Source organism: Mycobacterium sp. Root135, assembly GCF_001426545.1.
In the GTDB taxonomy this organism is placed as follows: Bacteria; Actinomycetota; Actinomycetes; order Mycobacteriales; family Mycobacteriaceae; genus Mycobacterium.
Map to the genome: position 1 here is coordinate 662,306 of NZ_LMEZ01000006.1, position 14,851 is coordinate 677,156.

The following is a 14,851-nucleotide window of genomic DNA, read 5'->3' on the forward strand; positions in this document are numbered from 1 at the left end:
TAGTGATCGCTTGGCCGCCCGCACGTGCCAACTTCACTTGGGCACCTAAGTGAAGTCAACGGGCTCAATTGACTTCACTTAGCAGCCAACGCCCGCGCCTAGACGTTGGCGTTGCCGGCCTTCCACTGCTCCCACGGCACGTTCCAGTCGCCGAGGCCGTCGTTGCCCGGCAGGGTGCTCCCGACGGTGTTGGAGACCAGCACGAGATCACCCCGCTTGGTGTTCTCGTAGAACCACTTGGCGTTACTGGTGCTGACGTTGAGGCAGCCGTGGCTGACGTTGCTGTAGCCCTGGCTGCCAACCGACCACGGTGCCGCGTGCACGTAGATCCCGCTGTAGGACATCTGCGTGGCGTAGTCGACCTCCGTGCGGTAGCCGTTCGGCGAGTTCGACGGCACGCCGTAGGTCGAGGAATCCATCACCATGTGCGAGAGCCGGTCGCCGATGATGTAGGTCCCGTTGTCCGTCGGGGTGCTGCTCTTGCCCATCGAGATCGGCATGGTCTTCACGACCTCGCCGTTGCGACGCACCGTCAGCGTCTTGGTGGCGTCGTCCGCGGTGGCGATTACCTCGTCGCCGATCGTGAAACGGGACGCGACGTTCTCCTGACCGAACAGTCCGTCGCCGAGGTTCACGCCGTAGGTGTTCACCGCCACGTCGACCGCCGTGCCCGGCTTCCAGTACGCCTCTGGACGCCAGCGCACCTCGCGATTGCTCAGCCAGTAGAACGCACCCTCCACCGGAGGATTGGTCGTGACCGTGATGGCCTTCTCCGCGGCGAGACGGTTCGGCACGTTCTCGTCGAACCGGATGGCGATGGGCTGGCCGACGCCGACGACGTCGCCGTCATTGGGCAGCAGGTAGGGCCGCGTCAGGTTTTCGGGCGAGTGCGTCTGGAACGTCATCGACCGGCTCGTCACGCCGCCGAGCCCCAGCGACTGCGCGCTCAAGGTGTACTTCTTGTTGTAGCCGAGGGGCTCGGTGGTGATCCACCGCAGGCCGTCGGGGCTCAGTCGGCCCGAGACGGTGGCACCGGCGTCGTTGGTCATCGTGACCGAGCCCAGAACGCCGTCCTCAGCGCTGACCGTCACCGGAGAGTCGACCGTCACCCCGACCGCGCCGTCCTTCACCGAGGCGCTGAGCTTGGGCACCAGGAGATCACCAAACGGCGTCCCCTTGTCGTCGATCGTCTGGGGCTGCGGAGGAGGCGCGGGCGTGCCGTTGCAGGCGCTGACGCCGAATACGACCGCGGGAACCATCAGCAGGGCCACCAGCCAGCTGCTCATCCGACGCGGGCGGGTCGCCGATTTGGCCTGCGACATGCTCATACACCTTCCAACACGATTCACGAGGTATTCCCACCGATCTGCCAGCAGTCTAGGGGAGGCGGGCGACACGGGGGTGATCGTCGCAACGGGTCGACGCTCGTCGGACATTCCGATTTCATCCTGCGCCCCGGGGCTGTTATCGTCTTCCACGCGCGCCGTTAGCTCAGTTGGTAGAGCAGCTGACTCTTAATCAGCGGGTCCGGGGTTCGAAACCCTGACGGCGCACCACACGAATCGGGTCGGCAACGGCCCGATTCTTTGGTTTCAGGGCCATGTCGCCGATGCCGCACCGCAGACCGACGAGTCCCCGCGCGGCCCTCGTCCGCCGATCACAATTCCCAAGAATGGGAATCCGGTACACGCAATTTCAACACCCACCGTGGACCGCCGGAGAAATGCCGCCGCCATTGCGGTGACGCAGTTTCGTCTCCAGCCGACGAATACCTGGTGCGGTCAGCCGAATGCCGACCGTCCGCTGACCAGCAGGTCAGCGGACGGGACGGGCGCACGGAAATCGTTCGCCGCACGCCTCCCCCGAGCCCCGATAGCGAGGAACGCAATATTGAATTAACTGGGAGCTACTCCGATCAAGCGTCTGGCGTGTGCTGAATTCACCGGCCATGATCAAATTTTGGGACCGGATTAATCGAAACTTGTCGCACTGACCGCCCCAACCTGCACAAACAGATCGGATACGACCTGCGCGCCGCATGGCACACCTGCTACGATCCTGTTAGCTGCATCCGGACGGGCGGGCGATCGCCCCGATTTCCGAGAAAGTTACGAGGTCTTAGCTGATGTCGACCGCAAGTGCGGCCCCACCCATCGCCCCGTCGGCCGTCCAGGTGGACGACGGCGACGAGCGGGTCGTCGCGGTCTACACCTGCAGCCGACTGGGCCGTACCGCCAATCCGCCAGGATTCTCGTTCCTGGACCTCTTTCGGATCGGCCGCTTCCGCCGTCGCTGACGCCTCTCAGCGGTTGGTGATCCGCCGGATCGTCAGCACCACGAAGATGGTGCCAAATGCCGCCAGCGTCATCGCGACCGCAGGCTTCTTCGCGAACTGCACCACACCCGTCTTGACGTCGTCGGCGATCCGAGCCGGGTTCGCCCGCTCGGCAAGGGCATCGACGGTGTGGGCGAGTTGTTCGCGTGCCACGTCGATGTCCTGCTTGATCTTGTCGGGATCCCGGTCGGCCACGTCAGCCCCTTCAATCGCGTTGCGGTCTTGGGGAATTACCCTAGAGCAGCCACGCGACCACGGCGTGCACCGGCCGACCGAAGGGACATGACACATGCCACCCACCCCACGCCTCGCGGTGGGCGACGAGGCCCCCGCCTTCAGCCTGCCCGACGCCGACGGCAACACCATCTCGCTCGGTGACTTCGCCGGACGCAAGCTCGTCGTGTACTTCTACCCCGCCGCGTCCACGCCCGGCTGCACCAAGCAGGCGTGCGACTTCCGCGACAGCCTTGCCGAACTGAACGAGGCAGGACTCGACGTCGTCGGCATCTCCCCCGACAAGCCCGAGAAGCTCGCCAAGTTCCGCGACGCCGAGGGGCTGACGTTCCCGCTGCTGTCCGATCCCGACCGCACCGTGCTCACCGCGTGGGGCGCCTTCGGCGAGAAGTCCATGTACGGCAAGACCGTTCAGGGCGTCATCCGGTCGACGTTCGTCGTCGACGAGAAGGGCAAGATCGAAGTGGCCCAGTACAACGTGAAGGCCACCGGTCACGTCGCGAAGCTGCGCCGCGACATATCGGTCTAGCGACCCAACGACCCGAGCGCCTCCAGCAGCAGCGCCTCCGACGTCGCCGCCCGCTCCAGCACCCCGAGATCAAGGCTCTCGTCGACGCTGTGCGCCTGCGTCGCCGGATCTTCGACGCCGGTGACGAGGATCTTCGCCTCGGGGAAGGCGGCCGCGAACTCGGCGATGAAGGGAATCGACCCACCGACGCCCATGTCGACGGGATCGGCGCCCCAGGCCTGCCGGAACGCCGCACGGGCCGCGTCGTAGACCGGACCCGTCGCGTCGATGGCGTACGGCTGCCCCATGTCGCCGGGCGTCACGGTGACCGTGGCGCCCCACGGCGCGTTCTGCTCGAGGTGGCGGGTCAGTGCCTCGAGATGACGCCGGGCGTCACCGCCGGGGGCGACGCGCATGCTGACCTTGGCGCGGGCGCTGGGGATCAAGGTGTTCGACGACTTCTCGATGGACGTGGTGTCGAGGCCGATGACCGTGATCGCCGGCTTGGCCCACAACCGGTCGGCGACCGAACCCGTCCCAATCGGGGTGACGCCGTCGAGCATGCCGGTCTCCTCGCGCACCTGCTCGTCCGAATACTCGACGTCGGCGGCCGAACCCGCGTGCAAGCCCTCGACCGCGACGTTGCCGTCGTCGTCGTGCAGGCTGGCCAGCAGGCGCACCAGAACGCTCAACGCGTCGGGGACGACGCCTCCCCACATCCCCGAGTGAAGACCGTGGTCGAGCGTGGCGACCTCGACGATGCAGTCGGCAAGCCCGCGCAGTGACACCGTGAGCGATGGAACCTCGGTCGTCCAGTTCATCGAGTCGGCGATGACGATGACGTCGGCGGCCAGCAGATCTCGGTGCGCGGCGAGCAAGGCGGCCAGGGACGGCGATCCCGACTCCTCCTCCCCCTCCACGAACACCGTGACGCCCACCGGCAGGTCGTCGCCGAAGGCGCGGATGGCGGCGAGGTGGGTGGCGATGCCCGCCTTGTCGTCGGCGGTGCCGCGGCCGTAGAGCCGGCCGTCGCGCTCGGTGGGTTCGAACGGCGCCGAGGCCCACTTGGACACGTCGCCCTCGGGCTGCACGTCGTGGTGGGCGTACAGCAGAACCGTCGGCGCTCCCTCGGGTGCCGGCCGGCGCGCGATGACCGCAGGAGCACCGCCCTCGCTGACGGTGCGGACGTCGTCGAAACCGGCCTCCGACAACAACTTCGAGACCATCTCGGCCGTACGGTGCACCTCGTCGCGGCGGCCGTGGTCGGCCCAGACCGACTCGACGCGGACGAGGTCTTCGAGGTCGGCACGCACCGAGGGCAGCACCGACTGGACGCGGGAGACGATATCGCTCATGCGTCGAGCGTAGTGCCCACACCTCTGCGCGAGCAGACGCAAATGGCCCTCATTCGCTGGGAATGAGGGCCATTTACGTCTGCTCGCGGGATGGCTAAGTAGCGGACTCCAGGATCGCCACCGCCGCGGCGGTGTCACCGTCGTGGGTCAGCGACACGTGGATGGTGATGTCCTTCAGGTGCTCGGCGATGTCGCCGGACAACCGCACCTTCGGCCGACCCCACATGTCGGTGACCACCTCGATGTCGCGGTGGATGTCCTCGGGCAGCACGGGCCGCTTGGAGAAGCGCGACCCCGACCACGCCTTGATCACGGCCTCCTTGGCCGCCCACCGGGCCGCCAGGTGCCGCGCCGCCGACGAACTCTTGTCGGCGGCGTCACGCCGCTCACCGGGAGTGAACGTCTCGGCGAACACCGTGCCCGGCTGGTCGACCTGCTCGGCGAATTCCGATATGGAGACCAGGTCGATGCCGACCCCGACGATGCTCATGCCAGGAACGCTAGCCGAGCGCAGCAGAGAGTCCGCAGCAGCCTCCCGCAGGGCCTCACTCCCCATACCAACCATCCTTGCCGAGACGCGACGCGGGATCGAGCAACATGTTCGCTTCCTGACGCTTCTCCGGCGAGTCGTGGTTGAAGCGGCGGTCGGCCGGCTTCTCGTACATGGCAGGTCCGCCGGCGATCGCCGACGCAAGCCGCCGCTGACCCTCGAGAACCCGATTGTTGGCGCGCGCCTTGTAGTCCTCGCGCTGCTCGGGGCTCAGCGCAGCCAGGAAGGCCTGCGGGTGAACCAGGGCAACGAGACCCGACACGTGGCCGAAGCCAAGGCTGGTGATCAAACCCGCCTTCATCGGGAATTCGTCTCGCATCTGCAAGGTTTCGCGCACCCACACGAAGTGCGAGGCGTGCGCCATTTCCTCGTCGACGCAGTCCAGGCTCCGGTTCGGCGGGATGACGCCGTCGCGCAGCATCTGGCACATGCCCATGATCTGGAACGCCGCAGCGCCGCCCTTCGAGTGACCCGTAAGGCTCTTCTGGCTGACGATGAACAGCGGGTTGCCCGGTGAGCGACCCATCGCCCCTGCCAACCGTTCGTGCAACTCGGTCTCGTTGGGATCGTTTGCCAGAGTGGACGTGTCGTGCTTGGAGATCACCGCGACGTCGTCCGCACTCACCCCGAGCTTCGCCAGCGACTTGACCAGTTCCGACTTCTTGCCGCCACGGCCTGCGCCGAGTGCGCCAAGTCCCGGTGCCGGGATCGACGTGTGGACGCCGTCGCCGAACGACGACACGTAGCCGACGACCGACAGGACGGGCAACCCCATCTCCAGGGCGAGATCGCCGCGGGCCAGCAGGATCGTTCCGCCACCCTGGCCCTCGACGAAGCCCAAGCGACGACGGTCGTTGCCGCGGGAGAACTTCGAGTCGCTGATGCCCTTGGCGCGCATGGCCTCGGTGTCGGCGGTCGCAGACATGTCGCCGAAGCCGATGATGGCCTCCAGCGTCAGGTCGTCGTAACCACCCGCGACCACGAACTCCGCCTTGCCGAGCCGGATCTTGTCCACGCCCTCTTCGACGGAGACCGCCGTCGTGGCGCACGCGCCAACGGGGTGGATCATCGCGCCGTAGCTGCCGATGTAGGACTGAACGACGTGGCCTGCCATGACGTTCGGCAGGACCTCCTGCAGGATGTCGTTCGGCTTGTTCTTGCCGAGCAAGTTGCCGTGGTACATCGTCTGCATCGACGTCATGCCGCCCATGCCGGTGCCCTGCGTGCTCGCCACCAGGCTCGGGTGCACCCACCGCATCAACTCGGTCGGGGTGAAGCCGGACGACAGGAACGCGTCGACGGTGGTGACGAGGTTCCACAGCGCCAGTCGGTCGATCGAGTTCACCATGTCCTGGCTGACGCCGTAGACGGTGGGATCGAACCCGGTCGGGATCTGGGCGCCGACGGTCCGCGACAGCTTGACCTTTCGGGGCACCCGAATCTCGGTGCCCGCCTTGCGGGTCACCTGCCAGTCACCGCTGCCGGGGACCGGTGAGATGACGGTGTGCTCCGGGTCGAACCCGACGAACGCGCGAGCGTCGGCCTCGGACGACACCGCGAAGGTGAAGTCCTTGTCGAGGAAGACCGAAACCAGCAGCGGCGCAGACAGATCCGCGTCGATGACACCGTCCGGTACGAACTCGCGGATGCCGACCCGCTCGATGACGGCGTCGTGGTAGCGCTCCACCAACTCGCCCTCGTCGATCAGGTCGCCCGAGGCGGTGTCGTACCAGCCCGGCTTCGGATCGTCTTCCCACTTGACCAGCCCGGTGGTCCAGGCGAGCTCGAGAACGCCTGCGGCGGAGAGCTCTCCGGACACCTCGGCCTCGAAGCGGGTGCGCGACGAACCGTACGGTCCGAGTTCGGCGCCACCCACGATGACGACCATGTCGGCGGGGTCGACGTCGAGGTCGGCCCACTCCGGCGGCGGCGCTGACGCGTAACCGCGCGGGGGCGACGGTAGAGCCTTGATGGTGCTCGACTCGTCGTCCTCCTCGGAGCGGCTCGCGCTGCTCTCGGCGGCCATGTCCTCACGGGCCTTGGCGGCCAGTTCGCCCATGTCGATGTCGATTTCGCCGAGCCCACCGGTCAGATCCTTGAGGATCGGCTCGCGGGCCGCGGCCACCTTCGACTCGACGTCGCACAGGTCGAGCAGCATGGAAGCCATCTGCTCGGTCGTGTACGTCGTGACGCCGGCCTCTTCGACCGCGCCGACGATGGCGTCGTTGTGACCCATCAGCCCGGTGCCCTTGGTCCACCCAATCAGGGCATGTGCCAACGACACTCGCTGCGACCAGGAGGTCTCGGCCTTCCAGCGCGTCACCAGTGCGTCCAATGCGGACTTGGCTTCGCCGTAGGCACCGTCGCCACCGAACATGCCGCGGTTCGGCGAACCGGGCAGGACCACGTGCAACCGCGACGCGATGTCGCGCTCGGACCCGATGTGCGAGAGCCCACCGATGAGCCGCTGCACGGCCCACAGCAGAACCTTCATCTCCATCTCCGAACGCGAACCCGCGTCGGAGAGGTCACCGGCGACCCGTGGCGCCGCGAACGGGAACAGCAGCGTCGGGGTCAGGGCGTCCTTGAGGTGCACCGACTTCGGCCCGAGGTTCTCCGACTGCTCGCTGCCAATCCAGCTGACGAGCGCGTCGATGTCGGTGTAGGAGGCCATGTTCGCCGGCACCACCCACAGCGTCGCGCCGAAGCGGGCGTTGTCGCGGTAGAGCTTCTTGTAGAAGGACAACCGGTCGTCGTCCAGCTTCGAGGTGGTCACGATGACCGAGGCGCCGCCGTCGAGCAGCTGCGCCACGATCGACGCCGCGATGGAGCCCTTCGAGGCACCGGTGACGACGGCGATGTCGTCGCTGTAGCGACCGGTGCCGGGGTTCTCCGCACCGGCGGCAGCGCGCCCGTAGAGCGACGCGTGCACGTTGCGGCCTGCGGCCAACGCCTTGCCCTGCCACCAATTCGCTTGGCTGGCAACGACGTGACCGGCGGCCTCGAAGCGCTCGGAGAGCCGCGACCAGTCCGCGTCGATCTCGTCCTCGCCCTTGAGCCAGAGCCGGGCCAGATCCTCGCGGGCACTCGCCCAGCGATCGTCGAACAGCACCGCCTTGCGGCCGTCGAACGTCGGTGCGACCAAACGTGGCCAGTCCGAACCGAGTTCGGCGGTCACCAGGTCGACGAGCTCGGCGTCGCTGACCTTCTCGTCGGCGTTCACCGGCGCGTCGACGCCCAGCTGACCAAGGATCAGCCTGGCCGCCGAGGCGAGCACGCCGTCCCGGCCGGTGACCTTCTCGGCGAACTCGGTCAGTGCCGCGGAGTCCACGACGCCTCCCCCGGCGCCTCCTGCCGAGGGCAGGGACACCGCGATGCCACGACGGGCGGCGACGGCGGCGACGGCCGCGTCGACGACCCGGTCCACGGTGGCCGCGTCGGGCAGTGCGCCGTCGTGCAGGTGGCCGAGGTTGCCGCCGCGGACGCTGGTGCCCTCACGAGTGCCAAGGACCAGTTCCATGGTGACGTGCTTGACCCAGCCGTCGCCGAGCTCCCAATCCTTCTTGACGCGTTCGGCGATCGCGGCGGGGCGCTTGCCCGAGGGCCCGAGCACCGTGCGCAGCTGATCGTTGACCGCATCGGAAAGCACTGGGCCGAAGGGCTTGTAGGTACGGGCCAGCTTGGTGACCTGAGCCTTGAGGCCGGCCAGGTCGGCTTCGGCCGCACCGTCGATCGCGCCGAGGTTGAGCTCGGAGCCGAGGTCGACGAGCAGCTGGTTGCGTCGTGAGGACGCACCGTCGGTGATCGACTCGATGGAGTCGAGCGGCTCGATCTGGTCGACGTGCATCTTGGCCGACAGCGCGATCAGCGACAGGGTCGCGTCGTCGGCGCCGAACGAGATGTCGTCGGGTCGCGGGCCACCGGACGGGGCCGATGGCGCCGCCACGGGTGCGGCGGGAGCGGCTGCGGCAGGCGCCGATTCGGTGGCGGCGGCAGCAGGCGCGGTGTCCTCCTCCAGATCCGGCTCCGGGTCGGTGTCGGTCGCGAACAGGACCGCGGCGTCGCGCTCGGTGTTGAGCACCTCGGTCGTGTTGTGCGAGTACTCCGGCAGCTTCAGCGTGTTGGTGGCCAAACCGGCGACCGTCGGCGCGTTCTTGACGCCGATCTCGACGAAGCGCTCGATGCCGAGACCGCCTGCGGCCTCCTCGATGAACAGGAGGTCCTGGGTCTCGATCCAGCGCACCGGGCTGGCGAACTGCCATGCGAGCAGCTCGATGACGACCTTGCGGCACAGCTCGCGCGGCCGCTCGGTGACCCAGGTGTCGTAGTCGGCGAGGATCTCGTCGAGCGGCTCGGCGGGCACCAGGTCGCGGATCTCCTGGATGAAGTCGCGGTCCATGGTGAACGGCCGCGGCACCAGGTTGGGGATGTATTTGCCGACCAGCAGCGCGGGGTCCGCGTCACGCGGCATGACCCGCTCCAGGGAACGACGGAAGTCGGCGACGCCGACGCGCAACACCTCGGAGTGGAACGGCACGTCGATGCCGGGCACCAGGATGAACGAGCGCTTGCCGCCGGAGATCTCGCGGCGCTTGTCGACCTCTTCCTCGAGGACCTCGAGACCGCGCACCGTGCCGGCGATCGCGTACTGCGAACCACGGAGGTTGTAGTTCACGATCTGCAGGAATTCGCCTGTGCGTTCGGCGATTTCGGCGACCCAGTCGGTGACGTCGTCGTCGTCGAGGTCGATTTGGCTCGGGCGGATCGCGGCCAGCCGGTAGTTGGAGCGGCCGTTCTCGTCGCGCGGCACGATGTCGTGCATCTTGCTGCCGCGGTGGAAGACCACCTCGAGCAGCGCTTCGAGCGGGTACACGCCGGACACGCAGGCCAGCGCGGTGTACTCGCCGACGGAGTGACCGCACGCGATCGCACCCTCGACGAACGCACCCTGCTCACGCATCTCCGCGACCTGGGCCGCGGCGACGGTGGCCATGGCCACCTGGGTAAACTGCGTCAGGTAGAGCACGCCCTCGGGGTGGTGGTAGTGCACACCGCTGGCGATCAGGCTGGTCGGGTTGTCCCGCACCACGTGCAGCACCGAGAAGCCCAGCGTCTCGCGGGTAAACTTGTCGGCGATGTCCCACACCTTGCGGGCGGCCTTGGACCGGGCGCGGACCTCCATGCCCATTCCCTTGGACTGGATGCCCTGGCCGGGGAAGGCGTAGACGGTCTTCGGCGCGGCCAACTGGGCCGTCGCCGACATCACCAGGTCGGTGCCGACCTTCGCGGTGACCTCGATGATCTCGGCGCCGCGGTCGATGCCGACGCGGTCGACACGGAAGTCGATCTCGTCGCCGGGCATGACCATGCCGAGGAAGCGCGAGGTCCAGCCGACCAGACGGGCGGGCGGGGTCGCCCGGCCGTCGGTGGCGGTGACGACGTGCTGCGCGGCGGCCGACAGCCACATGCCGTGCACGATGGGCGATTTCAGCCCGGCGAGCAGAGCGGCAGCGCGGTCGGTGTGGATCGGGTTGTGATCGCCGGAGACGACGGCGAACGCACTCATGTCCGTCGGCGCGGTGACGGTCACGTCACGACGGCGGCGACGCGGGGTGTCGGTCGCGTTGTCGGTAATGGCGCCACCGGCCTGGGCCGGATCGGTCAGTGCAACGGCACCGGTGCGGCCACGGATCGCGAAACGCTCTTCGAGCGTGGCGAGTTCGGTTCCCTCGGAGTCGCGGATCGTCACCGACACGGGGACGACGCGACCGACCTCGGTGTCGACCGCAGCGGAAGCCGTTGCGGTGACGGTCAATTCGCTCTTCGCCGTCGGCATGGGCGCCAACAGGTGCGCCGCATGGTCGAGGTGCACCAAGCTGAGCAGACCCTCGACGACCGGGAAGCCGGTCTCGGTGACCGCCGCGCCGATGACGGAGAACACGGCGGGCCAGCAGCGGCCGACCAGTGCGTCGGGCACCAACGTCAGGCCGGGCGCCAACGGGGCGCCGAACGTCGCGGTGACACCGGTGTGGTCGGCGACCTCCTCGGGATCCCACGAGACGGTGACCGTGGTGCTGTCGTCGACCACGACCGGCAGGGTGTCGACCCCGTCGACGCCGGCCGCGATGGCCAGCACGGCGCGCATGGCGGCCGAGGCGTCGTCGGTCGTGACGACGGGCATCCCGCCGTCGACCGTGGTGGCAGGCAGCGTGAAGCGGATGGTGATCCAGATGTCGGACAGCGGCACGCTCAACACGACGTGCTCACCGCTGAGTTCGAGGCGCGAGCCGGTCGACGCATGCGTCGCGGCCCGATTCTCGTTGACCTGCCACTCATTTGGTGCACCAATGCGATGCACCGGGTTGATTGCGGCGCGACCTGCCCACAGAACGTCGGGCGAGTCGAGGACCACGGCGAGCGGGCCGGTGACGTCGGCGCGAGCCTGACGGCGTGACACGACGGACGTCGGCTCCGCACCGGAGGCGAGCACCTCGTCGACCGAGGCCTTCTCGAACCGGTCGAGCAAGTCGCCGACGGGCTCGTCGACGCGGGTGATGCCCAAGACGGCTTCGGTGCCGGGGATGACGCACACCTGGTCGGCGGAGTACCGAGCGTCGTGCGCCTGCCACAGCGAGTCGCTGCGCCACCAGCGCCGGACGTCCTTGTCGATGACCGGTACGAAGTTGACCGGCTTGCCAAGCGTCTTGCAGAGGGTGATGAAGAACGGCACGTCGGCCGGGTGCAGCTTGACGTCTTCGGCGTCGGGGTACCGCGCCAGCAGCGAGGTCAGGGCGCGCTCCGGATCCTCAAGCAGCGCTTCACCTTCCGCGTCGGTGGTGAAGAGGGTCTCGATCGGACCGGAGTCCAGCGGGTGCAGTCGCGCCTCGGCGCGCTTGAGCATTCCCTCGAAGCGATCCCGCCAGCTGCCGTCCAGCCACGGCGAATCGGGGCGCTTGGTGTCCGCGGTGCTGTCGCCGTCGCCGATGGCGAGCTCGACGTAGCGTCGCAGCCACTGCAGGTAGGTCATGTCCGCCACGTCGCCGAAGTACGGCTTGGCGGTGAGCGCCATCGCGGCGATGATCTCGTCGCGGCGCTCCGCGACGGCGTCGACGTCACCGGCGACGTCGTCGAGCAGGCGACCGCAGCGCGACGCCGCGTTGTCGATCTCGTGGATGTCGGCACCGAGCTGGCTGCGCCCGGATGCCATGCCGCCCTGCGCCTTTCCGGCGCCGACCCACTGCTCGGTTCCGGTGGTGTCGACCAGCAGCTGCTTGACCGCAGGCGAGGTGGTGGCCTCCAGAGCGGCCATCGTGGCGGTGCCGACCAGGATGCCGTCGACCGGCATGATCGGGAAGCCGTAGGCCTGCGCCCACTGACCGGACAGGTACTCGGCGGCCCGCTCGGGCGTGCCGATGCCGCCACCGACGCACAGCGTGATGTTGGACAGCTTGCGGAGGTCTCCGTAGGTGGAGATCAGCAGGTCGTCGAGGTCCTCCCACGAGTGGTGACCGCCCGCGCGGCCGCCCTCGACGTGGACGATGACCTCACGGTCGGGGACCTCGGCGGCAATCTTGATGACCGACTTGATCTGCTCGACCGTGCCCGGCTTGAAGCACACGTAGGCGAGGCCGACCTCGTTGAGCTCCTCGATGATGGCGACGGCCTCGTCGAGTTCGGGGATGCCGGCACTGACGACCACGCCGTCGAAGGGGGCGCCGGACTGACGGGCCTTCTGCACCAGGCGCTTGCCGCCCACCTGCAGCTTCCACAGGTACGGGTCGAGGAACAGGGTGTTGAACTGGACGGCGCGGCCCGGCTCGAGGAGCTCGGTGAGCTCGGCGACCCGCCTGTCGAAGATGGGCTCGGTGACCTGGCCGCCACCGGCCAGCTCGGCCCAGTGACCGGCGTTGGCCGCCGCGGCGACGATCTTGGCGTCGACCGTGGTCGGGGTCATGCCCGCAAGGAGCATCGGCGAGCGGCCCGTGAGCCTGGTGAACTTGGTGGAAAGCTTGACCGAGCCGTCCGGCAGTGAGATGACCGACGGCGCATAACTCGACCACGCCGGGACGACCTCGGGGGCGGCCCCGACGGTGAACAGGTTGCGCTGCCCGGCCCTGGTGGCCGCGGGCACGATGCCGACGCCGAGGCCGCGGATGACCGGCGCGGTGACGCGGGTGATGGTGTCGCTGGGACCGAGGTCGACGATCCAGCGGGCGCCGGAGTCGTGCAGGCGCTCGACCTCGTCGACCCAGTCGAACGGATCGGTGAAGATCGCCTTGGCGAAGTGGTGCAGCAGTTCGGAGTCGATGGCGAGCTTCTCGCCCCAGCCGTCGACGACGTCGACCGCGTCGGCCAGTCGCGGCGTGTGGAAGCCGACCTCGACCTGGATGCCGTTGAAGACGGGGCTGAAGACCGCGCCGCCGCGGAGCTTGTTCTTGCGCTCCGCCTCTTCCTTCTCGGTGATCTTGCTGCAGTACAGCTCGAAGCGGGAGAGCTGTTCGGGGGTGCCGGTGATGACGACCGAGCGTCGGCCGTTGCGGATGGACAGCACGGGCGGCAGCACGGTGCGAACGTCGGTGGAGAACTCTTCGAGGAGTTCGGCGATGCGGGCGGGGTCGACGTTGGTGACCGACACCATCGGCGACTTGTCGCCGCGGCCGACCATGCCGCGCCGACGCGAGACCAGAGAGCCGGCCGCACCGATCAGCTGGAGCATGGCGAGCAGTTCGGCGTCGCGCGTGCCCTTGGCCTTGAGCGCCTCGCACGCGACGATGCCCTGGCTGTGTCCGGCCGTCGCCACGGGCGGCGTGCCGTAGAGGTCGAGACCCTGGCGCATGGAGGCGCGGATGGCGGCCAGCTGGGTCAGCAGGATGCCGGGACCGGAGATCGCAGCGGTGGTCAGCTGCTTGGCGGTCGGCAGCGGCTCGTCGGCGGCCAGCGCGCGTACCCACTGCATCGGCTCGAAGCCGATCGGACGGACGACGACGAGTTCCCGGGCGACGGGCTGCAGCAGCAGCGCGGCCTCTCCGATGACCTCGCTCAGCTCGGACTCGATGCCGGCGGAGCTGATCAGTTCCTCGAGGTTCTCGAGCCAGTTGCCGCCCTGTCCACCGAAGGCCACGGCGTACGGTTCACCCGCGTTGAGGAGGTCGACGAGCGCGTGCGCGCCGGAGGACGTGGTGGCCGAACCACCCGTGCGTCCGGTGGTAACTCTGTCGTGTTCGTTGATCGTCACGTCTTGCCATCTCCTCGGTGCGCTTTCGCGCGTATCGCTTCTCTACGTCTGCACGTCTCGTACTACGGTGTGCGTCTACTGCGTCCTCGGCGGTGAGGCCCCGCGCCCGGCGGGTTCCGCGGTCCTGTGCCCGGGGATCTAGCCGGGCGGGCTCAAGTCACTTCTGGGCGGCCGTAGCGCACAGGCCAGCCGTACTAAGAGTGTCATAAGAGCTAGGCCCATTTTTGGCCCCTAAATGGTTACTGGCGAGTTCTACGCACGGGTAACCATGGGTTGGATATCACGGGCCCACACCCGCCCAAGCCGTTCCCGGGACAAACGTCCTGCATGCAGGTGGTTACGGTCCAGTAGCTACAACAGCGCAGATCAAAGCAGTATTGTTACCGAATCGTTATGTTGAATTTCGACGCGTACGCCCTTCCGGCGACATCGCCGGAAAAGTCGACACGAGCGGGCTCGATGTCTACCGGTGAACGAACGATCACCGAAAGAGTTAGCTGGCAAAACTTACCGATGGGTAATGTTAGGCCTATTGACCGGAGCCCGGCTTCGGCACGTAGTCGAGATCCACGCCGACGTCACCCCCGCTTCGCTCGTCCATCTCGACCTGACGCAAGTGCGCTGCGGGGTGGTG

General features: G+C 67.8%; 7 protein-coding genes and 1 tRNA gene. 3 read left to right on the forward strand and 5 right to left on the reverse strand.

Annotated features, from left to right (window positions below):
- Positions 1-98: 98 nt before the first annotated feature.
- A complete protein-coding gene (locus ASD37_RS19850; RefSeq protein WP_056555537.1) occupies positions 99-1,322 on the reverse strand; it encodes an Ig-like domain-containing protein in 1,224 nt (407 codons plus the stop codon).
- A 158-nt stretch (positions 1,323-1,480) separates the two neighbouring features.
- On the opposite strand from ASD37_RS19850, the gene ASD37_RS19855 reads away from it, so the two are divergent.
- Positions 1,481-1,556, forward strand: a tRNA-Lys gene (locus tag ASD37_RS19855).
- Between the two features lie 569 nt (positions 1,557-2,125).
- Positions 2,126-2,296, forward strand: coding sequence for a hypothetical protein (locus tag ASD37_RS31565; protein WP_156720976.1), 171 nt, complete (start codon positions 2,126-2,128; stop codon positions 2,294-2,296).
- A 6-nt stretch (positions 2,297-2,302) separates the two neighbouring features.
- Here the strand turns inward: ASD37_RS31565 and ASD37_RS19860 are convergent, their stop codons facing one another.
- Complete coding sequence (locus ASD37_RS19860; RefSeq protein ID WP_056555066.1) at positions 2,303-2,530, reverse strand: DUF3618 domain-containing protein; 228 nt, start codon at positions 2,528-2,530, stop codon at positions 2,303-2,305.
- A 94-nt stretch (positions 2,531-2,624) separates the two neighbouring features.
- Here ASD37_RS19860 and bcp point away from each other — a divergent pair, with 94 nt between their 5' ends.
- Positions 2,625-3,098, forward strand: a complete 474-nt coding sequence (bcp, locus tag ASD37_RS19865) for a thioredoxin-dependent thiol peroxidase (protein ID WP_056555075.1) — start codon at positions 2,625-2,627, stop codon at positions 3,096-3,098.
- On the opposite strand, the gene ASD37_RS19870 is transcribed toward bcp, so the two are convergent.
- The 3 genes from ASD37_RS19870 to ASD37_RS19880 form a co-directional block, all read right to left on the reverse strand.
- Complete coding sequence (locus tag ASD37_RS19870; protein ID WP_056555078.1) at positions 3,095-4,432, reverse strand: dipeptidase; 1,338 nt, start codon at positions 4,430-4,432, stop codon at positions 3,095-3,097. The genes bcp and ASD37_RS19870 overlap by 4 nt on opposite strands.
- 94 nt (positions 4,433-4,526) lie before the next feature.
- The gene (locus ASD37_RS19875) at positions 4,527-4,922 is read right to left on the reverse strand and encodes a holo-ACP synthase (RefSeq protein WP_056555080.1); all 396 of its coding nucleotides are present in this window, start codon (positions 4,920-4,922) and stop codon (positions 4,527-4,529) included.
- Between the two features lie 55 nt (positions 4,923-4,977).
- Complete coding sequence (locus tag ASD37_RS19880; RefSeq protein ID WP_056555083.1) at positions 4,978-14,217, reverse strand: type I polyketide synthase; 9,240 nt, start codon at positions 14,215-14,217, stop codon at positions 4,978-4,980.
- Positions 14,218-14,851 lie beyond the last annotated feature (634 nt).